Consider the following 22,392-nt stretch of genomic DNA (forward strand, 5'->3'; position numbering starts at 1 on the left):
CAAAGGTGCATCGGTCTTCCATCCACCACCGCAATAGGCATTACAGCGCCAACAGCGGGTAAAGGGAAGTTACAAAGGTGGCCCGAAGGGTCGGATGAGGGCGCGCCGCCCTATTGCCTTTCGTTTGTCACTCAAGGCATCGCTTCGCTCTCCCCCTCATCTGTCCTTCGGACATCTTCTCCCCGCTGGGGAGAAGGGGAAAAGCCCGCTCAGCAGATCTCCGTCGTGCTGATCTTGATGCCGAAACCTTCCAGGCCGACATAGTGGCGCTCGCGGCTGGTGAGCAGCTTGATCGAGCTGACGCCGAGATCTTTGAGGATCTGGGCGCCGAGGCCGATTTCCAGCCATTCGCTGTCGCGGGTCTGGGCTTCGGCATGGGCTTCGCGGCCCTGGTTGCGGGCCTTGCGGCCGTTGTCGTGATGTCCGACGCCGACGGAGCCTTCGCGCAGATAGACGATGACGCCGCGGCCCTGCTCGGCAATCTTCTGCATGTAGAAATCGACCGGGCTGTTCTTGCCGAAGAGATCCTCGGCGACATTCTCCGGATGCAGGCGCACCGGAATGTCGACACCGTCGCGGATGTCGCCGAAGACGACGGCGAGATGCTGCATCGGGTCCCAGGGCAGGGAATAGGTATGAGCCTTGGCCTTGCCGAACGGCGTCTCGATGTCGAAGCTGGTGCCGAGTTCGATCAGTGTTTCCTTGCGCTGGCGATAGGCGATGAGATCGGCGACGGAGACGAGCTTCAGCCCGTGCTGTCCGGCAAAGTCGACCACCTCAGGGCCGCGCGTCACGGTGCCGTCGTCGTTGACCAGCTCGGAGATGACGCCGATCAGCGGCAGGCCGGCGAGCTTGCAGAGGTCGACGGCGGCTTCCGTATGGCCGGAGCGCATCAGCACCCCGCCTTCACGGGAAACCAGCGGGAAGATGTGGCCGGGACGGACGAAATCGGAAGCGCCGACATTCGGATTGGCAAGGTTGCGCACCGTCAGCGTTCGGTCGTCGGCGGAAATGCCGGTCGTCGTGCCGTGCTTGAAATCGACCGAGACGGTGAAGGCCGTCGTATGGGCCGAATCGTTTTCCGCCACCATGGCGTTGAGGTTGAGGCGCTTGGCCTCTTCCTTCGGCATCGGCGCGCAGACGATGCCGGAGGTATGGCGCACGATGAAGGCCATCTTCTCCGGCGTGCAATGCACGGCGGCAACGATCAGGTCGCCTTCGTTCTCGCGGTCATTGTCGTCCATGACGACAACGATCTCGCCGGCCTCGAAGGCCCGGATGGCGTCGACGACGCGCTTCTGGTCATAAGACATGGGCGAGCGCTCCTATTTCAGACGGCCGGTCTGGCCGCGGTCGCGAAGATAATGGTCGGCGATGGCGCAAGCGACCATCGCCTCGCCGATCGGCACGGCGCGGATGCCGACGCAGGGGTCGTGCCGGCCCTTGGTGCGGATATCGACATTCTTGCCCTCCGCATCGATCGACTGGCGCTCGGTCAGGATCGACGAGGTCGGCTTGACGGCGAAACGCGCCACCACCGGCTGCCCGGTGGAGATGCCGCCGAGAATACCGCCGGCATTGTTGGAAAGGAAGATCGGCGTGCCGTCATTGCCCATGCGCATCTCGTCGGCATTGTCTTCGCCTGACGTTTCGGCGGCGGCAAAACCATTGCCGATCTCGACGCCCTTGACAGCGTTGATCGACATCAGCAGCGAGGCGATGTCTTGGTCGAGCTTGGCATAGATCGGCGCGCCGAGGCCGGCCGGCACACGTTCGGCGATCACTTCGATGACCGCGCCGATCGAGGAGCCGTTCTTGCGGATGCCGTCGAGATATTCCTCCCAGACCGGCACGATTGCGGCATCGGGCGAGAAGAACGGGTTCTGCCCGACCTGGTCCCAGTCCCAGTTGCGGCGGTCGATCTTATGTTTGCCGATCTGCACCAGCGCGCCGCGCACCGTGACGCCTGGCACGACGAGGCGGGCGATGCCGCCGGCAGCAACGCGTGCGGCGGTTTCGCGCGCCGAGGAGCGGCCGCCGCCGCGATAGTCGCGAATGCCGTATTTGAGGTCATAGGTGTAATCGGCATGGCCGGGGCGGTATTGCTTGGCGATCTCGCCGTAATCCTTGGAGCGCTGGTCGGTGTTTTCGATCAGCATCGAGATCGGCGTGCCGGTGGTCGTCATCGTCTCGCCGTCGGCGTCGAGCATGACGCCTGATAGTACCTTCACCAGATCGTCCTCGCGCCGCTGCGTCACGAAGCGGGATTGCCCGGGCTTGCGCTTGTCGAGCCAGACTTGCAGGTCCTCGAGCTTGAAGCTGAGCCCCGGAGGGCAGCCGTCGACGACGCAGCCGAGCGCCGGACCATGGCTTTCGCCCCAGGTGGTTACGCGGAAGAGGTGACCGAATGTATTGTGCGACATGTATTCCCACGGTGGCGCGCCAAAGCCGATCGCTGCCGGCCGCGCCATTGCTTGAAAAGGCGCGACACTCATAGGCCAAAAAACCGCCGAGGCAAAAGCCTTTCTTTGCGCCAAACCGGCAGCTCAGGAAATGCTGTTTCCGTTCGTTGCCAGGGATGGACGCACATCTTGCCGCCATTCTCTCTGCGCAGGCGGGGAGGGGTGAGGGCGAGGCCGATCGGCAGGCGGCGATCAGGACGCCAGCCGCCACCCCGTCCCGGTCGCCTCGTTGGTGAAATCGTCGAAGGAGAGCGGCCGCGAGAAGGCGTAGCCCTGCAGGATGTCGCAGCCGAGATCACGCAGCAGTGCGGCATGCGCCGCCGTCTCCACCCCTTCGGCCACCGTCTCGACGCCGAGCGAGCGGGCGATCTCGATGATCGAGCTGACGAGCGCCCGCTCCTGCGAGGCATTGACGATCGGCTGCACCAGCTGGCGGTCGATCTTCAGCCGCTTCGGCTTCAGCTTCAGCAGGCTGACGATCGAGGTATGGCCGGTGCCGAAATCGTCGATCTCGATGTCGATGCCGAGCGCCTTGATGCGTTCGAGATTCTGCGAGACGACGTCCTCACTCTCGTCGAGGAAGATCGATTCCACCAGTTCGAAGGAAATCTCACCCGGACGGATATGCAGGTCGGCGAGCGATTCCAACAGGCTGCCGTCATGCAGCCGCCGCGCCGATACATTGACCGAGACCTTGGGCACGGCAATGCCGCGCGCCGTCCAGCGCATCTTGTCGCGCAGCGCCGTTTCAAGCACGATCCGATCGAGCATCTGCACGACATTGATCTCGTCGGCGATGCGCAGGAACTTGTCGGGGGTGAGCAGCCCCTTGGACGGGTGCTGCCAGCGGACCAGCGCCTCGACACCGGTCAGCTCCATCGTCCGGGCGCAGAATTGCGGCTGATACCAGGCGGTGAATTCGCCATTGTCGATGCCGGCGAGAATCTCGTCAGCGGTGCGCTTGGTGTTGATGATATCGGCCTGGAGATTGTGGTTGAAGAATTCGAAGCGGTTACGGCCCATGCTCTTGGCGCGATAGAGCGCGATGTCGGCATTGATCAGCACCTTGCGCGCATCGACATGGATGCCATTGGCGAGCGCGATACCGATCGACACGCCGCAGCGGCAGGAAAAACCCTGGAAATCGATCGGCTGGCGCATCTCCTCGATGATCCGCGTCGAAAGCTGCGCCATCTCCTTGTCGCCGACGTCGAGGGCGAGGATGACGAATTCGTCGCCGCCGATGCGGGCGACGATGTCGCTGCCGCGGACGTTCTTGGCGAGCACCTTCGAGGCGTGCACCAGCATCGCATCGCCGGCGGCATGGCCGAGCGTGTCGTTGATGTCCTTGAAGCGGTCGAGATCGATATGCAGGATCGAGAATTTCTGCCGCTGCTGACGGCCGTCCTGGGTGAGCTTTTCAAGCGCGATGTCGAGCTTGCGGCGGTTGGCGAGTGCGGTCAGCGGGTCATGCAGCGAATTGTGCTCGATCCTGTTCTTGACAAGCTCGAGCTCGATATTCTTGGCGACTGCCTCGTCCTTGGCCGCCTTCAGCCGGATCGTCATCAGCACGTCTTCGGTGGCGTCGAAGGCGATGCCCATGATCTTCATCTCGCCGGTCCCCGTCTGGTGGACCTTGCCGACCGAGCGCACATAGCGCACCGAGCCGTCGTCGACGATCACCCGGCAGACGAGGGTGTGCGTGTCGCCATTGCGCTTGAAGTGGCGCGCGCTTTCGAGCGCTAAGGCCCGATCCTCGGGGTGGATGCAGCCAAGCCAGGTCTCTTCGGTCATGAAGCCGTTGCGCGGCGCAAGGCCATAGAGCTCGTGCATCCGCTCGTTCCAGATCGAGCCGCCTCGGCCCGGCCGCGCCTCCCATATGCCGCACTGATAGGAATTGAGCGCCAGGTCGAGCCGGCTGGAAAGCTCGGCGAGCTGCCCCTCGCGACTCGACAGCTCTTCAAGCGCCAGCTCCAGCTCGGCATTCTTGACCTCGCTCATATCCTTGGCCTTGCGCAGCGTGTCGGTGGTCTCCGCATCGGCGGTCACGTCCCAGACGATGCCGATCGTCTTGCTGACGCCGCCGGCATCCGTATAGAAGGCGCCGACCGAGCGCAGGTGCCGGATGCCGCCATCGCCAAGCAGGATCCGGTACTGCGCCGTGCAGGCAGCACCCGCAATGCTGCAGCTGAAGAAATGCACTTCGGCGGTTTCACGATCCTCGGGCAGGATCGCAGCCAGCCATTCGTCCAGCACCCGGCTTCCCTCTTCGGCCGGTTTGCCGTGCAGGGCGGCGGCGCGCGCGTCCCAGAGCAGGCTGCTCGAATGATCCTGCAGCTCCCAGATGCCGATATTGGAGGATTCTAGCGCCAGGTTCAGCCGCTGCGACAGTTCCAGCAGTTTTGCCTCGCGCGTCTCCAGCGCGGTGATGTTGCGATTGCGCTCGCCGAGCAGCAGGGTCGCGAAGAAGATCGGCACGATGATGATGAAGCCGGCGGCAACGATGATCAGGCGCAGCTCGGTGCGGTTTTCGGGTATCGCGTTCCAGCCGCTGTTCGGCACGGCGGAAAGCTCCCACTTGCCGCCGGCAAAACCGATCTTCTGGCGCATCGGATCCTTGCCGTCGATATCGGAGGACCCGAAGAACGGCGCCGGGGGAGGAGCTTTGGCGGCGGTCGGCGAGCCGATATCGCGAATGGCGATCGAAAGATGGCCGAGATGCGGATAGCGCTCCTGGTTTTCGCGGTCGCGCGCCGGCATCAGCCCGGTCGCCTGGTAGAACATCGTCTGGTCGATGGCGACTTCGACCGCCCCCCAGATCCGCCGCTGGCCATTCTCCTTGACGTAAACCGGGAAGAAGATGGCAAAGGCGTCCCGGCCTTCGGTGCTGATCGGGCCGTAGAAGCGCGCCGACTGATTGCCGGTTGCGCCGGTCATCGCCTGGCGAAAGAAGAGAGCCTCGCGCACGTCGCGGCCGATCCGCTCATTGCCGGATTGCGCCGGGTGGATGTCACGGATGATGAAATCAGGCGCGACGGCGATATGAATGAAAGACGGGTTCTGGATCAGCAGCCAGTTGATCTGGCGCTCCATCTCCTCTCCGTTTGCCGCGCTGACGGAGATCAGGTTCGTCAGGTCGCGCACGACGCTGAGGTCCATATTGATCTCGGCCATGACGCGGGCACGGATGAGGTTGGTCTCGTTTTCGGTGCGGATATGAAGTTCGCGCACATGAGACGCAGTATTGGCCTGGTCGAGCCCGAAGCCGACCATGATGACGACGAGGGCGACAAGCGACGAAACCAGAAACGAGACGCGGCTATTCTTCAACACGCGCCGCAACTGCTTGCTGTCGCTGAGCCTGGATAACAAAATGAAACCCCCATGTTGACGAGCAACTGTAGGGCGCGCGGGTTAATTTACGATTGCCCGCCGGCGATGCCGAAAGATCGCGGGAAGGGAAAAACCGCGGATAAACGCACCATCTTGATTATATTTAAAATCCTATTCATCAATTGGGCGGGAAAAGCCATTCTTACGGGCAATTTTCGCCATATTCAGGAGCTTATCTGTGGCCAGTCATGTTCTCGTGCAGCGTCTTAAAAGGATTGTCGCCATGCGTTTCGTCGTCGCCACGCTTTTGGCAACAGCAAGCTTCCTGTCACCGATGAGCGGTTTTGCCGAGAGCGCCGATGTCGAAGCGACGATCAAGAAGGTCGACACGGCCAACCTCGTCCTGACGCTCGACGACGGCAAGACCTATCAGGCACCCGAGGAATTCAATTTCGACGGCCTTGAAGCCGGCGTGAAGGTGATCGTCTTCTATACCGAGGTCGACGGCAAGCGCGTCATCAACGATCTCGATATCGTCAAATAGGCAGCAGATGGCTGCCCCTCACCTTACCGGGGTCGAGCCACTCGTCTCGACCCAGGCAAAGGTGCCGGCAGGCGGATGAGGGGCGGGCTTGGCAATCCTTACAGCCAGGCGATCGTCCGCTCAGTGGTTTCTATCCGGATGATCCGGTCCTGCGGGATCGCGCCTTCCGCAGCGCTGCTTTTCGGCAGGTCGGCGATCGTCTGGAACAATGTGCGGATGACGCCGCCATGGGTGACGCAGACCGTTGGACGATCGACGGAGTTCAGCCAAGAGCCGGTGCGCCAGGAGAGGATTTCGTAGCTTTCCGCGTCATCGCCGGGCGGGATGAAATCCCATTTCGAGGCATTGCGTTCCGCCACCCGCTCGCGCTGCGTCGCCTTCAGCTCCTTGATCGTCGAGCCCTCCCAGTCGCCGAAGGAAATTTCCACCAGCCTCGGATCGGTGCGATAGGCAAGCGGCGGCAGGCCCATGGCGGTGCGCATGATTTCCATCGTCGCGCGCGTGCGCTGGAGCGGGCTTGCGACGAAATCGAATTCGTCGACCGTGTCGCCGAGAATCTCCGCCAGCGCGATGCCGTTCTGTCGGGCCTGTTCCAGGCCCGTAGCATTCATCGGGATATCCTTCTGACCCTGCAGACGGCGCTCCGCATTCCAGTCAGTCTGGCCGTGTCTGATCACGTAGATAAGCACGGTCTCGCATCCCTATGGAGAAATCAGTCCTTGACGACGGAAATGTCGGGCGCATCGACCGCCTTCATGCCGATGACATGATAGCCGCTGTCGGCATGGTGCACTTCGCCGGTGACGGAGCGCGACAGATCCGACAGGAGATAGAGGCCGACATCGCCGACTTCCTCGATGGTGACGGTGCGGCGCAGCGGCGCGTTATATTCGTTCCACTTCAGAATGTAGCGGAAATCGCCGATGCCGGAGGCGGCAAGCGTCTTGATCGGTCCGGCCGAAACCGCGTTGACGCGGATGTTCTGCGGTCCGAGGTCGACGGCGAGATATTTGACGCTCGCTTCGAGCGCGGCCTTGGCGACGCCCATGACGTTATAGTTCGGCATCACCTTTTCGGCGCCGTAATAGGTCAGCGTCAGCATGGCGCCGCCATCCGTCATCAGCTTCTCGGCGCGGCGTGCGACCGAGGTGAAGGAATAGACGGAGATCTGCATCGTCTTGGTGAAATTGTCGGCCGAGGTATCGACGTAGCGGCCGGTCAGCTCGTCCTTGTCGGAAAAGCCGATCGCATGCACGAGGAAATCGATCTTGCCCCACAGCTTTTCAACGTTCCCGAAAACCTCATCGATGGTGGCTTCGTCGGCGACGTCACAGTGGCCGACGAGCGTCGCGCCGATTTCGGCGGCGAGCGGCTCGACGCGCTTCTTCAGCGCATCGCCCTGATAGGTGAACGCAACTTCTCCGCCCTGCGCATGAATGGCCTTGGCAATACCCCACGCAATCGAACGATTGTTGGCGACACCCATGATGACGCCGCGTTTGCCTGCCATGAGGCCGGATGCTTGAGCCATATTTCGCTCCCTAGGATTCTAATCGATCCTGCCTATGGCATAGGCCGTTAATCGGTTCAAGCTTGGCCTGGATCATCAACTGTTAGGGATCGTAATAAAGGGTGCGAATGTCATAAAAATTTCACAGGAACAGGCCTTCGCGCATGCTCCGCATGAGATCGGTGATTTTGTCGTCGGGTTTTTCCCACAGGATAATGCGCAATTCGACGACCAGATCGCCTCTGCCGCCCTCTTCGCGGGGCAATCCCTGGCCGGGAATCCTAATCGTCTTGTCCGAGCCGGACCATGCGGGGATCGTCACGTTCAGCGGCCCGCTCGGTCCTTCGATACGCGCCTCGGTGCCGAGCACGGCATTTTCGATGCTGAGCGGCAGCACGGCGTGCAGATCGAAACCATCGACCGTGAAGCGCGGATCGGGTGCGATGCGAATGTTGATGACAGCGTCGCCGCGCTGCATGCCAGGCAGCTTGAAGCCCTGTCCCTTGAGCCTGATCTCGTGACCGTCGGTTGTGCCTGCGGGCAAGGCGAAGCCGATTTCGCGGCCCTCCGGCAACGACGCGGTGATCCAGCCGCTCTTCAACACGTCGTCGATCGTGACCGTCGCCGTCGTCACCTCGTCCGGTGCTTTATCGAGGCCGGTATCCTTGGCGCCGGTGAAGCGGCGCACCAGGTTTGTCAGGATGCTGAGCGGCAGCGACAGGTTGGCGGCATTTTGCCCAGCTTCGCCCGCTTCTTCGTCGCCCTTGGTGTCGGGCTCGGCGGCATCGCCATCCATGCGCCTGCCGGCGTCGCCCTGTGCGTTTTGTGCCTGCTGATATTGCGCCTGCTGGGCGCGACCCTGCGCCTGGCCGCCGCCGGCCGCGCGCGCCTGGGCGCCAAAAATGCGATCCACCATCTCGTCGGCGGCCTCAGCGGAGCCTGTCTGTTGCCTGGAGCCGTCGGCGGCAGCCTTCTGGGCGGCGCGCGCCAGCTCTTCCATCACGCGCTCGGCATTGGCCTGCGCCGCCTTGGCGCGCACGGCTGCCTCGCGGGCGGCCTGGCGCTGCTGCATGATCGTCTGTTCGTGCTTCTTGGCTTCGGCCATCCGCAGGGCATTGTCGAACAGGCTGCGTTTGCGCGGATCCTTCAGCGTTTCATAGGCGCGGCCGATCTCGGCGAACCGAGCCGTCGCTGTCGGATCGTCCTGATTGTGGTCGGGATGGGCTGATTTGGCCATGTTGCGCCAAGCCGCCTTGATCTCGTCTACTGCCGCGTCGCGCTTGACGCCCAGAATTTTATAAGGATCGCGCATGTCAAAACCGCCGGTGTTGCGATGCGGCAAGCCTCGTCCTTGCCCGGCATCCCCGTCTAATAAAACGTGTGTGCGCCACCCGCCACGAAGGCAGGAAGAACCACTCTCAACGCCGATCCTGCGGCGGAGTTGCTAATCACTTGTTATTTCTGTGGAGAGATGTGGGGTGTTTCGCGGCGAATGGTTAGCTCTTCGCTAATCATTGGGCAGAAAGCCGTCGCACATTAACCTGTTGGCGACGGCCCCGCGTCTTTTCGAACGCGCAAAGGGACGCTGTATACTTTGAGTTCAGCTCGAGGCTCAGCTTTCCCGCTGGATCAGCTTTCCGGCTGGAAGCTCAGAAGCTGCCAGTTGCCGCCGCCGACGAGGCAGGTCTTGCCGAAGAATTTGGCGATGCCGACATAGGAATGCCGGGTCGTGCGGAACTGGCGGCAGACCTGGCCGGACTCGTTATTCTCGACGATCGTATCGATGACGCCGGCACTGCCGGTCGATGCGTTCGCCCAGGGAAGCGGCTGGCCCTCGAGCCTTTGCACATCGGCCGAGGTCACGGCGTTGCGCACGGTCATTTCGTCGGAAAGCGTGTCGGTGCTCGGCGGCGTCTGCGGCACGGTGCCGGTTGCCACCGACCGGTCGACCTTGGCTTCACTCAGGAAATCCATGCCGCCGCCGACGCAGCCGGACAGCGACAAGATCGCGACGCCGATGACGAAGAACGCGCGGCTGCGTCGCCGCAGGCCCTTTGTATGGCGAGATGACTTTGCTATGACTTCCACCCTGCATCCTGTCCAGTTATCAAAAGCTGGGCGAGTTTTGAATAATCCGGGGCATTTGAACCAATATGTCGGCAAACGAGTTAACAAGCGGTGACTTTACCGAAAGTGGCGAGCCCTTCAAGCTCTTTGCCGAATGGCTGAAAGAAGCCGAGGCTTCCGAGCCCAATGACCCCAATGCGGTGGCGCTGGCAACGGTCGATGAGGATGGTCTTCCTAATGTCCGCATGGTTCTCCTGAAGGGATTCGACGACGACGGTTTCGTCTTTTACACCAATTTCGAAAGCCAGAAAGGCCGTGAAATTCTGGGCCAGAAAAAGGCGGCCATGTGCTTTCACTGGAAAAGCCTGCGTCGTCAGGTAAGGCTGCGCGGCCCCGTCGAGATCGTCACCGATGCCGAAGCGGACGCCTATTTCAAGACACGTGCGCGCGGCAGCCGCATCGGCGCCTGGGCCTCCAGACAATCCCGTCCGCTCGAAAGCCGTTTCGCGCTGGAAAAGGCGGTGGCCGAATATACCGCGCGCTATGCCATCGGCGAGATTCCGCGCCCCGCCCACTGGTCGGGCTTCCGCATCCGGCCGACCTCGATCGAATTCTGGAAGGACCAGAAATTCCGCCTGCATGACCGGGTCGAATTCCGCCGCCCGTCACCGGAAGGCGAATGGGACAAGGTGCGGATGTATCCGTAACGGGCTTTACCTGCCCATCAGCTTCAGCGGTATGCCGGAGGCAAGCGCCGAGACGTAGCGTCGCTTCTGGTAAAAGCCGTTAAGCGAAATGCGTGGGAGATAGCCTGTCAATTGCGCTGACGGCAGCCCGGGCTGCGTGGTGACGGCGAGGGTAAAGCCGAGATTGCGAGCGATGCGCGCCTCGCGGGCGGTCGCGGCCGCAGGTGTGCCATAGGGATAGGCGATCGTCTCGGGACGGATGCCGGTCACCGCCACGAGGTAATCCGCCGAAGCCTGCATCTCGATTCGGGCTTCGGCTTCCGGCAGCCGGGCGAGCGCCCGATGGCTGATCGTATGGGCGCCGAGCGTTGCGAGCGGATGTGCCGCCAGCCATTGCAATTCGCCGGGCCCCATCACCAGCTCTCGGACGATATCCGTCGGCTCGATGCCGTTTTCGCGCGCCAGCAGATCAATGGCGGCAACGGCGCGCGCCTCGTCGGAGCCGTGGATGTAGGCGGCAAAGCGGTCAAAGGCATGCCATTGCTGCTGCGGGCTGTCGAGCACCAGCCGCTCCCTGCCGCGGCCGAAATCGAAGTAGATTTCGCTTGGTCGGCGCAGGAGGATGGCGAGCGTTTCCCACCAGATGCTGTGAGAGCCTTCGGCAAAACCCTTGGCGACGAATACCGTGAACGGCGCCTGATGCCGCTCGAACACCGGCAGCGCATGTTCCAGATTGTTGCTGTATCCGTCGTCGAGCGTGAAGGCCGCGAAGGGCTTTGCGCCTTCCGGCTCCGCCAGCAGCGCCGGCACCTGATCGAGCGGCACGAAGCGGTAGCCCTCCCGCCGCAGCCGCCGCAGCGCCGCGTCGAGAAAACGGGGGGTGATTTCGAGATGCGCATTCGGCTCGAAGGCTTCGGCCACGTGCGGACGGACATGATGCAGCGTGAAGACGACGCCGCGCCCGCGTGCTTCGCGCATCAGTCCGACAGACGCGAGCAGCCAGGAAAATTCGAGCCCGGCGCCGATCGCCAGTCGCTTGCCCAATCGCTTGAATTGTCCCGTCATGCGGCGCTTTTCCCTTGCCTTTTCCGGAAACTAGCAAGTGCGACTTAAGCCTTGCTGAATCCCGATCCGGCACGGGTCTTTCATTTCCTGTTTACCAAGACGATGAAAAGACTAGAAAAATAATAGGCGTTGCCTCAAAGTCGCGCCAAACTTACGGCTTCTGTCACATTACGGCACAAATGCCGGTCTGACCGAGAGCCCGCATCAAGGGCTGCGCATCAGGGACCAGCGTATGTAGGGGCCAGGGTATGAGGGGAAAGTGCATGAGAAAGCTTTTGGCGGCTGTTTTGACCGTAACGCTTGCCGTTTCGGCGCCGCTTGCGGCCCTTGCCGGCAACGCTTCGCTGATCCTCGATGCCCGGACCGGCAAGGTTCTCGCCTCCGAAAACGCCGATACGCTGAACCATCCGGCCTCGCTGACGAAGATGATGACGCTCTATCTCACCTTCGAGGCGTTGAAGCGCGGCAAGATCACCTGGGACACCCCGATCCGGATGTCGAAATACGCCGCTGCACGGCCGCCGACCAAGCTTGGCGTCAAGGCGGGCGGCACGATCACCGTGCGCGAGGCGGTCTATGGCATGATCGTCAAATCCGCCAATGATGCCGCCTCCGCCATGGGCGAGAAGCTCGCCGGCTCGGAAAGCGGCTTTGCCCGGGTGATGACGGCCAAAGCCCGCCAGCTCGGCATGAGCCGCACCGTCTTCGTCAACGCCTCCGGCCTGCCGGACGGCCGTCAGGTCACGACGGCGCGTGACATGTCGACGCTCGCCATCGCATTGATGAAGAATTATCCGAACGAATACCGGCTGTTTTCGGCGGCAAGTTTCAATTTCCGCGGCCGCACCGTGCGCGGCCACAACAATCTCATGTATCGCTACCAGGGCATGGACGGCATCAAGACCGGCTATACCAACGCTTCCGGCTTCAACCTCGTCAGCGCCGTCAGAGACGGCAACCGCCGCGTGGTCGGCGTCGTGCTTGGCGGCCGCACTGCCCGCAGCCGCGACGCCAAGATGGCTGGTTTGCTCGACCGTTATCTCGGCCGCGCCTCGTCTTCCGGCGGCGCAAAGCTGGTGGCGAGCGTCGGCGCGAGGGAACCCGTCGAAGTCGCGTCCGCCGCCGAGGCTTCCGATGTTCCGGTGCCGCTCAACGCACGGCGGCAAGTCGACGATCTCGCAGCAAAGAGCCTTGCCTATGCCGATGACGCCGTCGTGCCGCTGGAGCGTCCCGTCGCGATGGACGAGATCCTCAACGCCGGCAAGACGCCGAAGACATCGGCAGAGAAGACTAATGGCGACTGGCAGATCCAGATCTCGGCCGCACCGAGTGCCGATGCGGCGCGTGCACTTCTCGCCCAGGCGAAGTCGGAAGGCGGCGCACCGCTGGTGTCCGCCTCGCCCTATACCGAGGCGGTCGGGCAGGGGGCCAACAAGATCTATCGCGCCCGCTTCATCGGTTTCGCCAGCAGGGATGACGCTGTCTCGGCCTGCGATGCGCTGAAGCAGCGCTCCTATGACTGCATGTTGCTGCCGGACCACGGCTGATCGCCGCCCCGGCACTGCGGCAATTCACTCTGGACAAGCATCGGGAATCAGCGTCTCCTCCATAAACAAAAGGAGAACGCCCATGTTGCGTCGTCTTGCCGACCAGTTCGAAATCTCATCCTCTGTTCACGTCGCTGCCAACAACATCGAGCGTGATGCCGACTGGTTCCTGCTGAAGCTGCAGGAGGAAATGGGTGAACTGACCCAGGCATGGAACCGGCTGACCGGCCGCGGCCGTGCGAAGGGCCGCTCGCCTGAAGACATGCAGCGCGATCTCGCCGACGAGACCGCCGACGTTCTCGGTCATCTTCTGCTGTTTGCCCGTCACAACGATCTCGATCTTGCTGCCGCGATCGAACGGAAGTGGCTGTTTCGGCCGGCGGAGGTGCCGAAGAGCTGATGCATGTCGGCCGATTAAGTCAGTCAACCTTATAACGGTAGAATTTGCTGTCCACAGCCATCAGCGGGAAGGGGCGGGGCAGCGCGCTCTTGGCAATCTCGGTAAAGCCATTCTTCTCGTAGAAGCGATGCGCGGCGACGAACTTGTCGGTTGTGCCGAGGAAGATATCGGTGAGGCCGGCATCCCTGGCATGGGCAAACAGCCGATCGAGAAGCAGCGCCGCCACGCCATGCTCGTGGCCGCGAACTTCAGCTGAGACAAACATCTTGCGCAACGCCGCCTGGTTGTTGCCGATATCCTTGAGCCCGACCGTGCCGACGATGGCGCCATCCAAGACGGCGACCCAGAACTGCCCTTTGCCGGACTGATAGAAATCCGGGATGACCCGGAGATCCGGCTGCGCATCGACGGTAATATCGATGCCGAATTCCTCGCGCTGGATCGGCAGGATCACCGAAAGCACGGCGTCGGCGTCATCGGCGGTGAAGGTTCTGATTTCGACGTCCGCCATGACAGGTCCTTTCGCCTCAGGTCTGCGTGCCGCCGACCGTCACTTGATCCATGCGCAGATGCGGCTGGCCGACGCCGACGGGAACCCATTGGCCGGCCTTGCCGCAATTGCCGATGCCGGTATCGAGCTTCATGTCATTGCCGATCATCGACACCCGCTTCATCGCATCCGGGCCGTTGCCGATCAGCATCGCGCCCTTGATCGGCGCGCCGACCTTGCCGTTCTCGATCAGATAGGCCTCGGTGCAGCCGAAGACGAACTTGCCGGAGGTGATGTCCACCTGGCCGCCGCCGAAGGAGACGGCATAGATGCCCTTCTTCACCGAGGCGATAATCTCCTCGGGCGTCTTGTCGCCGCCGAGCATGTAGGTGTTGGTCATGCGCGGCATCGGCACATGGGAATAGCCCTGGCGGCGGCCGTTGCCGGTCGGCGCCATGCCCATCAGCCGGGCATTCTGCCGATCCTGCATATAGCCGACGAGCTTGCCGTTTTCGATCAGCACGTTGTAGGCGGACGGCGTGCCCTCGTCGTCGATGGTGATCGAGCCGCGGCGATTGTCGATCGTGCCGTCGTCGACGACGGTGACGCCGGGAGCGGCGACCATCTGGCCGAGAAGGCCGGCAAAGGCCGAGGTTTTCTTGCGGTTGAAATCGCCTTCCAGCCCGTGACCAACAGCCTCGTGCAGCATCACGCCCGGCCAGCCGGAGCCGAGCACCACGTCCATCGTGCCCGCCGGCGCATCGATCGCCTCGAGATTGACGAGCGCCTGGCGCAGCGCCTCGTCGGCGCCGTATTGCCAGCTGCCCTCGGCGATGAAATCGCCGAAGCCGATGCGCCCGCCGTGGCCATAGGAGCCGCTCTCCTGCCGATCGCCTTCGCCGACCATCACCGAAATGTTGATGCGCGTCATCGGCCTGATGTCGCGCACACGGTGTCCGTCGGCGCGCAGGATATCGACGACCTGCCAGCTTGCGGCGACCGAGGCCGTCACCTGGCGCACCTTGTCATCCTTGCCTCTGAGATAGGCGTCGATGTCCTGCAGGACCTTGACCTTCTCCTCGAAGCTCGGCTGGCCGATCGGGTTCTCGTCGCTGTAGAATTTCTTGTTGGTGCCCTGGGGTGCGGCCGCATAGGAGCCGGAATAGCCGCGCGTCACCGCGCCGACGGCATCGGCCGCCCGCTTCAGCGCCGCCACCGAGAGATCGCCGGCATGGGCATAGCCGACCGCTTCGCCGGCAACGGCGCGCAGGCCGAAACCCTGTTCGGTGTTGAAGCTGCCGCCCTTCAGCCGGCCATTGTCGAAGGTCAGCGCTTCCGCCTGCGCATGCTCGATGAACAGTTCGCCGTCATCGGCGCCGGACAAGGCCTCGGCCACGTTCTTACGCATCGTCGCTTCGTCGGCATCGAAAAGCGTCAGGAGATCGGTGGTCATGATATGGCTCCAATGGGCATGCGTTCAGGAGTGCACTTACTCCCTAGATAGGGCTCTACCTTATAGAGAGTGAAGCCCTGTCTTCGAATTATTCTTCTCGAAGGAGATGTAAGCTTTTCTACCGTCTTGCTCTGGGTGGTCGCGAGACGCTTTTACATAATCAGTTTGGCGGCTGATTTGTTCGAAATGACGAGCAAGTGGCTGCCCCTCACCCTAACCCTCTCCCCGTAAAAACGGGGCGAGGGGACGTGCCTTGCGAGAGCGAGGTGGGAATGGAGAGGTCGCGGCTATCCCCCTTCGCCCCGCGAGCGGGGAGAAGGTGCCGGCAGGCGGATGAGGGGCAGACACACGGCAGACGGCTGCACTCACGGCAGAGCGTCAAAACCTTCAGCGAAGCCCTTGAGGTCGACGGGGATGCCGATGCCTTCTTCCGGCGTTTGGAAGACGATGAAGGTTGCCTGGGCGCCGCTGCGGAAGGTCTTGAGCAGTTCATCCTCGAGCACGACTTCTGCGTAACAGCCGTCGGCGAAGCAGCGGACGAAATAGGCGCGGCCGATATCCTTGCCGTCGACATTGAGGCCTAGGCCGTTCGGCAGCAGCACGCCAAGTGGTGCCAGCACGCGCAGGATCTTCGACTTGCGGTCGGCCGTCTTCAACACGACGACGGAAAGCCCGACTTCCGGCCGATCCTCGGCGATGACATTCTGCATCAGCGCGCATTGCTCGGTCGAAGCACCGGCCGGCTTGTCGCAGACGACGGACCATGCGCCATGATTGGACTTTACCGTGCCCGGCGCCGGCGGCTGCGTCTGGCCAGGTGTCACCGGTTCGACATTCGGTTTGGCGGCACTCGGCTGTTGCGGCACCGGGGCGGGAGCAGGTGCCGGTGCGGCAGCCGGAGGCTTGGCCTGCGAGGGGGCGGGTTGCTGCTGTGCGAAAACGGGCGTCGTCGCTGCGGCCGCGATGCTGGCAGTCAGGAGAAGCGACTGCGCGAGGGAACGGAAACCCATGGAAACCTCTGGATATCGAATCATTGCGGCTATTGTTGAAGCTGCCCACCAAAAATGAAAAGCCCCACCCCGTGAAAACCGGGGGACTGCGGCGGAAATTGGACCTTTGCGAAATAATGTGTCGCGCGCGGATTGGCCGGAAAGCCGATTTTTCATATGCTGATGAAAAACTTGGGATGTTTTGCCGTTCTGACCTGCCTATGCTTTGAGCAAAAATGCCGCATAGACAATTGCTCTGACCTGTTGCGGCGAATGCCAAACTGTGGTTTGAAGCGCTGAAGATGGCAAGGATTCTGCGTTGTATTTTGCAGGTCAAGCGCTCGAGGGAGATAATAAGGTGATGAAGAAGGCTTATGCAGCCCTGACCACGCTGGTCTGTCTGCTTTTTGCTTCCGGCACATATGCCGACCAGCCCACGCCGTGGCAGGCGACGCTGCAGCCGGCGGCAACGCCGATCATGCGGGAAATCCACTGGTTCGAACAATATACCCTGTGGTTTATCGTTCCGATCACGCTCTTCGTTCTGGTCCTGCTCATCGTCGTCTGTTTCAAGTTCCGCGCCAGCGCGAACCCGGTTCCCTCGAAGACGAGCCATAACACGCTGATCGAGATTGCCTGGACCGTGGGGCCGGTCCTGGTGCTTCTTCTTCTCGCCATTCCTTCGTTCAACCTGCTGACGGCGCAACTGACGCTGCCCGAAAACCCTGACGTGACGATCAAGGCAACCGCCACCCAGTGGCAGTGGAATTACGAATATGAAGGTTCGGGCGAAAGCCCGCTCGCTTTCGATTCCTTCCTGCTGAAGGATCAGGACCGCGCGGCCGCCGGCAAGGAAGACAAGTCGATCTATCCGCGTCTTCTCGCCGTCGATAACGAACTGGTCCTGCCGGTCAACAAGACGGTCCGCGTTCTTGTGACCTCCGCGCCGACCGACGTCATCCACGCCTTCGCCATGCCGTCCTTCGGCGTCAAGATCGATGCCGTGCCGGGCCGCCTGAATGAGACCTGGTTCAAGGCCGAGCGCGAAGGCCTGTTCTACGGCCAGTGTTCCGAGCTCTGCGGCAAGGACCATGCGTTCATGCCGATCGCCATCCGCGTCGTCTCCGAGGACAAGTATAAGCAGTGGCTGACCGCAGCCGCCAGCGACCTGCCCGGCGCCTACAAGTCACTCATGGCCGCAACCGATGGTCCCGCAAAGACCGTCAACGTCGCCGAAGCACAGTAATAAAGGGGATCGGGACAATGGCTGGACCTTCCGCTCACGACGATCATTCTCATGATCAGGCCGCCCATCATGACCACGCGCATGACGATCACGATCACGGGCACAAGCCGAGCTTTGCCAATCGCTGGCTGTTCTCTACCAACCACAAGGACATCGGCACGCTCTACCTGATCTTCGCGATCATTGCCGGCATCATCGGCGGCGCGCTGTCGGTTGCCATGCGCATGGAGTTGCAGGAGCCTGGCATCCAGATCTTCCACGGCCTGGCCTCGATGGTCTACGGCTATGAGGGCGATGCCGCGATCGACGGCGCCAAGCAGATGTTCAACATGTTCACGACAGCGCACGCGCTGATCATGATCTTCTTCATGGTCATGCCGGCGATGATCGGCGGTTTCGCCAACTGGATGGTGCCGATCATGATCGGCGCGCCGGACATGGCCTTCCCGCGCCTCAACAACATCTCCTTCTGGCTGATCGTTCCGGCCTTCGCGCTGCTGCTGCTGTCGATGTTCGTCGAAGGCCCGGCAGGCGCCTATGGCACGGGTGGCGGCTGGACGATGTATCCGCCGCTGGCGACAAGCGGCACGCCGGGACCGGCGGTCGATCTTGCGATCTTCGCGCTCCACATTGCCGGCGCCTCGTCGATCCTCGGTGCGATCAACTTCATCACCACGATCCTCAACATGCGCGCTCCCGGCATGACGCTGCACAAGATGCCGCTGTTTGCATGGTCCGTGCTGATCACCGCCTTCCTGCTGCTGCTGTCGCTGCCGGTTCTGGCAGGCGGCATCACCATGCTGCTCACCGACCGCAACTTCGGCACTGCGTTCTTCTCTCCGGAAGGCGGCGGCGATCCGATCCTCTACCAGCACCTCTTCTGGTTCTTCGGTCACCCCGAGGTCTACATCCTCATCCTGCCGGGCTTCGGCATGGTCAGCCACATCATCTCGACCTTCTCGAAGAAGCCGATCTTCGGTTACCTCGGCATGGCCTACGCCATGGTCGCGATCGGCGCCGTCGGCTTCGTCGTCTGGGCCCACCACATGTACACGGTCGGCCTGTCGCTCGACGCGCAGCGCTACTTCGTCTTCGCGACGATGGTCATCGCCGTTCCGACGGGCGTGAAGATCTTCTCCTGGATCGCGACGATGTGGGGCGGCTCGATCTCGTTCCGCACGCCGATGCTCTGGGCGATCGGCTTCATCTTCCTGTTCACGGTCGGCGGCGTCACCGGCGTCCAGCTCGCCAATGCCGGTCTCGACCGCTCGCTGCATGACACCTATTACGTCGTGGCCCACTTCCACTACGTTCTGTCGCTCGGCGCCGTCTTTGCGATCTTCGCCGGCTGGTACTACTGGTTCCCGAAAATGACCGGCTACATGTACAACGAGTTGGTCGGCAAGCTGCATTTCTGGATCATGTTCATCGGCGTCAACCTGGTGTTCTTCCCGCAGCACTTCCTCGGCCTCGCCGGCATGCCGCGCCGCTACATCGATTATCCGGATGCCTTTGCCGGCTGGAACTATGTTTCCTCGATCGGCTCCTACATCTCGGCCTTCGGTGTGCTGATCTTCCTCTACGGCGTCTTCGAAGCCTTCGCCAGGAAGCGTGTCGCCGGCGACAATCCGTGGGGTGAGGGTGCAACGACGCTCGAATGGCAGCTGCCTTCGCCGCCGCCCTATCACCAGTGGGAACAGCTTCCGCGCATCAAGTAAATTGCGCGGGCATCAGGACGCCGCACTCGATACGGCGTCTTGATGGTAAGACATTCAGGACGGAATGATGACGGTTATCGACAATCACGAGGTGCTTGCAAAGGACGGCGAATTGTCGGAAGCGAGTGCGCGCGATTATTTCGAATTGCTGAAGCCACGGGTCATGTCGCTCGTGGTCTTCACTGCCTTTGCCGGTCTCGTGCTGGCGCCGGGCCATATCCATCCGGTCCTCGGCATGATCGCCATCCTCTGCATCGCCGTCGGCGCCGGCGCCTCCGGCGCGCTGAACATGTGGTATGACGCCGATATCGACGCCATCATGAGCCGCACCGCCAACCGCCCGATCCCGGCCGGCCGCATCGCGCCCTCCGAGGCGCTCGCCTTCGGCCTGGTGCTGTCCGGCTTCTCGGTCGTGATTCTTGGTCTCGCCGTCAACTGGCTCTCGGCCGGCATCCTCGCCTTCACCATCTTCTTCTATGCCGTGGTCTACACCATGTGGCTGAAGCGCTCGACGCCGCAGAACATCGTCATCGGCGGTGCTGCCGGCGCCTTCCCGCCGATGATCGGCTGGGCCTGCGTGACCAACAGCGTGACGATCGAGAGCACCGTTCTCTTCCTCATCATCTTCCTGTGGACGCCGGCGCATTTCTGGGCGCTTGCCCTCTTCAAGATGCGCGACTACGAGGCCGTCGGCGTGCCGATGCTGCCGAACGTTGCCGGCGAACGGGTGACCAAGCATCAGATCGTCGCCTATGCGGTGCTGACCGCCGTCTGCGCGGTATTGCCGTCCTTCCTCGGTTTCGCAAGCCTCGGCTATGGCCTCGTCGCCGCCGCCCTCGGCGCGATCTTCATATACTGTTCCATCGCCGTCTGGCGCATGCCCGACGGCGATTTGAAGATGATCCCGGCGAAGAAGCTTTTCGGCTTCTCGATCTTTTATCTCTTCGCCGTGTTCTCCGCCTTGATGATCGACCGGCTGGCGTCGGTGCTGGTCTCGCATGCGGGAGGTTGGTTCTGATGGAATTGGTCAAGCTCACGGAAAAGCAGCTCAAGTCGCGCCGCAACCGCAACATCGCGCTGGGGCTGGTGCTTGCCGGCCTCGTCGTTCTCTTCTACGTGATGGCAATCGTGAAGATCGGCGGGGGAACGACCGGATGAGCGATAACCCCGCCGCACCGAAAAAGCCCGGCCGCAACAACGGCGCCGTCGTCATGATGTGCCTGAGCTTCGTCTTCGGCATGGGCGCGATGAGCTATGCCGCCGTGCCGCTCTACCGCATCTTCTGCCAGGTGACCGGCTATAACGGCACGACGCAGCGCGTCGACCAGGTGTCGAGCGTCGTGCTCGACCGCACGATGCGCGTCACCTTCGACGCCAATGTCGCCCCCGGCCTGCAGTGGGACTTCAAGCCGGTCGAGCGCGAGGTCAACCCGAAGATCGGCGAGACCATCCAGGTCAATTTCACCGCCGAGAATCGTTCGAACGAGACCCAGCGCGGCCAGGCGGTTTTCAACGTCACGCCGGGCGAAGCCGGCGTCTATTTCAACAAGGTGCAATGTTTCTGCTTTACGGAAACGGACCTGAAGCCGGGCGAGAAGCTCGACATGCCTGTCGTGTTCTACATCGATCCTGAAATCGTCAAGGCGGTGGAATCGAAGAATATCCATACGATCACGCTGTCATATACGTTCTACCCGAAAGAGGGTCCGAAGCCGGTGGCTTCGAATGAGGGTGGAGCGGAGAAGATTGAAAAGAAACTTTGATCAAGGCTCGTTTCCGGCTATGCCGGGAGCGGAGTGAAGGAAGACATCCGGGGATAACGACATGGCCGATGCTCACCAGAAGAATCACGACTATCACATCATCGATCCGAGCCCCTGGCCGATTCTAGCCTCGCTCGGTGCCTTCATCATGGCGCTCGGCGGCGTCTGCTACATGCGTTATCTCAATGGCGGCTCCTTCAAGGTCGCCGGCTTCGAGCTTGCCAATCCCTGGGTTTTCTATATCGGCTTCGCGCTGGTGCTCTACGTCATGTATGGCTGGTGGGCCGATACGGTGAAGGAAGCCCATGAGGGCGCCCACACCCGTGTCGTCTCGCTGCACCTGCGCTACGGCATGATCATGTTCATTGCTTCGGAAGTGATGTTCTTCGTCGCCTGGTTCTGGGCCTATTTCGACGTTAGCCTCTATCCGAACGAAGCGATTCAGGCCTCGCGCGTGCTCTATACCGGCGGCACCTGGCCGCCGAAGGGTATCGAGGTTCTCGACCCCTGGCACCTGCCGATCTACAACACCGTCATCCTGCTCCTGTCGGGCACCACGGTCACCTGGGCGCACCATGCGCTGCTGCACAACGACCGCAAGGGCCTGATCCAGGGCCTGACGCTGACCGTGCTGCTCGGTATGTTCTTCTCGGCCGTTCAGGCCTACGAATATGCTCACGCCCCGTTCGCCTTCAAGAGCTCGATCTACGGCGCGACCTTCTTCATGGCGACCGGCTTCCACGGCTTCCACGTCCTCGTCGGCACGATCTTCCTGGCTGTGTGCCTGATTCGTGCGCTGCGCGGCGACTTCACCCCGAAACAGCATTTCGGCTTCGAGGCGGCAGCCTGGTACTGGCACTTCGTCGACGTCGTCTGGCTGTTCCTGTTCTTCTGCATCTACGTCTGGGGCGGCTGGGGCGCACCCGTCGCAGCCGGCTGATCGGAACAAAATTTGAGAAAAGGCGGGCCTCGTGCCCGCCTTTTTTGTTGGCAAATCTCGTTTGCTTGGCCTCGTGCCACTGATGTCCGGTTTGCGCCGACGGCTGCCCCCTCACCCTAACCCTCTCCCCGTAAAAAACGGGGAGAGGGGACGTGCCATACGAGACGCGAGAGAGGGAC

General features: G+C 62.0%; 21 protein-coding genes. 10 read left to right on the forward strand and 11 right to left on the reverse strand.

All coding sequences use genetic code 11. The features are described from left to right. Positions 1–209: 209 nt before the first annotated feature. The 3 genes from ribB to HX899_RS23765 all read right to left on the reverse strand — a co-directional run bounded on the left by ribB (position 210) and on the right by HX899_RS23765 (position 5,834). On the reverse strand, positions 210–1,313 hold the full coding sequence (ribB, locus tag HX899_RS23755; RefSeq protein WP_075224728.1) for a 3,4-dihydroxy-2-butanone-4-phosphate synthase: 1,104 nt from the start codon (positions 1,311–1,313) through the stop codon (positions 210–212). A 12-nt stretch (positions 1,314–1,325) separates the two neighbouring features. Further along, positions 1,326–2,423, reverse strand: coding sequence for a chorismate synthase (aroC, locus tag HX899_RS23760; protein ID WP_181293550.1), 1,098 nt, complete (start codon positions 2,421–2,423; stop codon positions 1,326–1,328). 231 nt (positions 2,424–2,654) lie between these two features. Then, entirely contained in the window at positions 2,655–5,834 is a 3,180-nt protein-coding gene (locus HX899_RS23765) for an EAL domain-containing protein (RefSeq protein ID WP_181293551.1), read from the reverse strand. A 244-nt stretch (positions 5,835–6,078) separates the two neighbouring features. On the opposite strand from HX899_RS23765, the gene HX899_RS23770 reads away from it, so the two are divergent. Beyond that, positions 6,079–6,339 (forward strand): DUF1344 domain-containing protein, encoded by a 261-nt coding sequence (locus HX899_RS23770; RefSeq protein ID WP_003569889.1) that lies wholly within the window; start codon positions 6,079–6,081, stop codon positions 6,337–6,339. 98 nt (positions 6,340–6,437) lie between these two features. Here HX899_RS23770 and HX899_RS23775 read toward each other — a convergent pair whose 3' ends face one another. The 4 genes from HX899_RS23775 to HX899_RS23790 form a co-directional block, all read right to left on the reverse strand. Continuing rightward, entirely contained in the window at positions 6,438–7,028 is a 591-nt protein-coding gene (locus tag HX899_RS23775) for a histidine phosphatase family protein (protein ID WP_181293552.1), read from the reverse strand. Positions 7,029–7,051: 23 nt separating this feature from the next. Further along, the gene (gene fabI / locus HX899_RS23780) at positions 7,052–7,870 is read right to left on the reverse strand and encodes an enoyl-ACP reductase FabI (RefSeq protein ID WP_138328822.1); all 819 of its coding nucleotides are present in this window, start codon (positions 7,868–7,870) and stop codon (positions 7,052–7,054) included. 121 nt (positions 7,871–7,991) lie between these two features. Next, complete coding sequence (locus HX899_RS23785; protein WP_180196490.1) at positions 7,992–9,191, reverse strand: DnaJ C-terminal domain-containing protein; 1,200 nt, start codon at positions 9,189–9,191, stop codon at positions 7,992–7,994. Between the two features lie 287 nt (positions 9,192–9,478). Next, on the reverse strand, positions 9,479–9,937 hold the full coding sequence (locus HX899_RS23790) for an RT0821/Lpp0805 family surface protein (RefSeq protein ID WP_138328821.1): 459 nt from the start codon (positions 9,935–9,937) through the stop codon (positions 9,479–9,481). Between the two features lie 65 nt (positions 9,938–10,002). Between HX899_RS23790 and pdxH the strand changes: the two genes are divergently transcribed. Beyond that, on the forward strand, positions 10,003–10,623 hold the full coding sequence (gene pdxH, locus HX899_RS23795) for a pyridoxamine 5'-phosphate oxidase (protein WP_072639439.1): 621 nt from the start codon (positions 10,003–10,005) through the stop codon (positions 10,621–10,623). 6 nt (positions 10,624–10,629) lie between these two features. Here the strand turns inward: pdxH and HX899_RS23800 are convergent, their stop codons facing one another. Next, positions 10,630–11,667 (reverse strand): polysaccharide deacetylase family protein, encoded by a 1,038-nt coding sequence (locus HX899_RS23800; RefSeq protein WP_181293553.1) that lies wholly within the window; start codon positions 11,665–11,667, stop codon positions 10,630–10,632. A 263-nt stretch (positions 11,668–11,930) separates the two neighbouring features. On the opposite strand from HX899_RS23800, the gene HX899_RS23805 reads away from it, so the two are divergent. Further along, positions 11,931–13,214: a D-alanyl-D-alanine carboxypeptidase family protein gene (locus HX899_RS23805; RefSeq protein ID WP_138328818.1), complete on the forward strand. Its 1,284-nt coding sequence runs from the start codon at positions 11,931–11,933 to the stop codon at positions 13,212–13,214. 82 nt (positions 13,215–13,296) lie between these two features. Next, positions 13,297–13,614: a hypothetical protein gene (locus HX899_RS23810; protein WP_064650537.1), complete on the forward strand. Its 318-nt coding sequence runs from the start codon at positions 13,297–13,299 to the stop codon at positions 13,612–13,614. Between the two features lie 19 nt (positions 13,615–13,633). Here HX899_RS23810 and HX899_RS23815 read toward each other — a convergent pair whose 3' ends face one another. From HX899_RS23815 to HX899_RS23825, 3 genes are all read right to left on the reverse strand, one after another. Further along, positions 13,634–14,125: a GNAT family N-acetyltransferase gene (locus tag HX899_RS23815; RefSeq protein WP_181293554.1), complete on the reverse strand. Its 492-nt coding sequence runs from the start codon at positions 14,123–14,125 to the stop codon at positions 13,634–13,636. A 16-nt stretch (positions 14,126–14,141) separates the two neighbouring features. Then, positions 14,142–15,557, reverse strand: a complete 1,416-nt coding sequence (gene tldD, locus HX899_RS23820) for a metalloprotease TldD (RefSeq protein ID WP_181293555.1) — start codon at positions 15,555–15,557, stop codon at positions 14,142–14,144. 365 nt (positions 15,558–15,922) lie between these two features. After that, on the reverse strand, positions 15,923–16,591 hold the full coding sequence (locus tag HX899_RS23825) for an invasion associated locus B family protein (RefSeq protein ID WP_181293556.1): 669 nt from the start codon (positions 16,589–16,591) through the stop codon (positions 15,923–15,925). Positions 16,592–16,907: 316 nt separating this feature from the next. On the opposite strand from HX899_RS23825, the gene coxB reads away from it, so the two are divergent. The 6 genes from coxB (at position 16,908) to HX899_RS23855 (ending at position 22,213) form a co-directional block, all read left to right on the forward strand. Further along, positions 16,908–17,792, forward strand: a complete 885-nt coding sequence (coxB, locus tag HX899_RS23830; protein WP_138328815.1) for a cytochrome c oxidase subunit II — start codon at positions 16,908–16,910, stop codon at positions 17,790–17,792. Between the two features lie 17 nt (positions 17,793–17,809). After that, positions 17,810–19,510 (forward strand): cytochrome c oxidase subunit I, encoded by a 1,701-nt coding sequence (ctaD, locus tag HX899_RS23835; RefSeq protein WP_181293557.1) that lies wholly within the window; start codon positions 17,810–17,812, stop codon positions 19,508–19,510. Positions 19,511–19,577: 67 nt separating this feature from the next. Next, positions 19,578–20,528, forward strand: a complete 951-nt coding sequence (locus tag HX899_RS23840) for a heme o synthase (RefSeq protein WP_026264989.1) — start codon at positions 19,578–19,580, stop codon at positions 20,526–20,528. After that, positions 20,528–20,668, forward strand: a complete 141-nt coding sequence (locus tag HX899_RS23845) for a hypothetical protein (protein ID WP_181293558.1) — start codon at positions 20,528–20,530, stop codon at positions 20,666–20,668. Before HX899_RS23840 ends, HX899_RS23845 begins: the two co-directional genes overlap by 1 nt. Further along, positions 20,665–21,273 (forward strand): cytochrome c oxidase assembly protein, encoded by a 609-nt coding sequence (locus tag HX899_RS23850; RefSeq protein WP_130788898.1) that lies wholly within the window; start codon positions 20,665–20,667, stop codon positions 21,271–21,273. Before HX899_RS23845 ends, HX899_RS23850 begins: the two co-directional genes overlap by 4 nt. 61 nt (positions 21,274–21,334) lie before the next feature. Then, entirely contained in the window at positions 21,335–22,213 is an 879-nt protein-coding gene (locus HX899_RS23855) for a cytochrome c oxidase subunit 3 (RefSeq protein WP_181293559.1), read from the forward strand. The last annotated feature ends 179 nt before the right edge of the window (positions 22,214–22,392 follow it).

The sequence above is a fragment of the Rhizobium sp. WYCCWR 11146 genome (assembly GCF_013591995.1).
GTDB lineage: Bacteria > Pseudomonadota > Alphaproteobacteria > Rhizobiales > Rhizobiaceae > Rhizobium > Rhizobium indicum.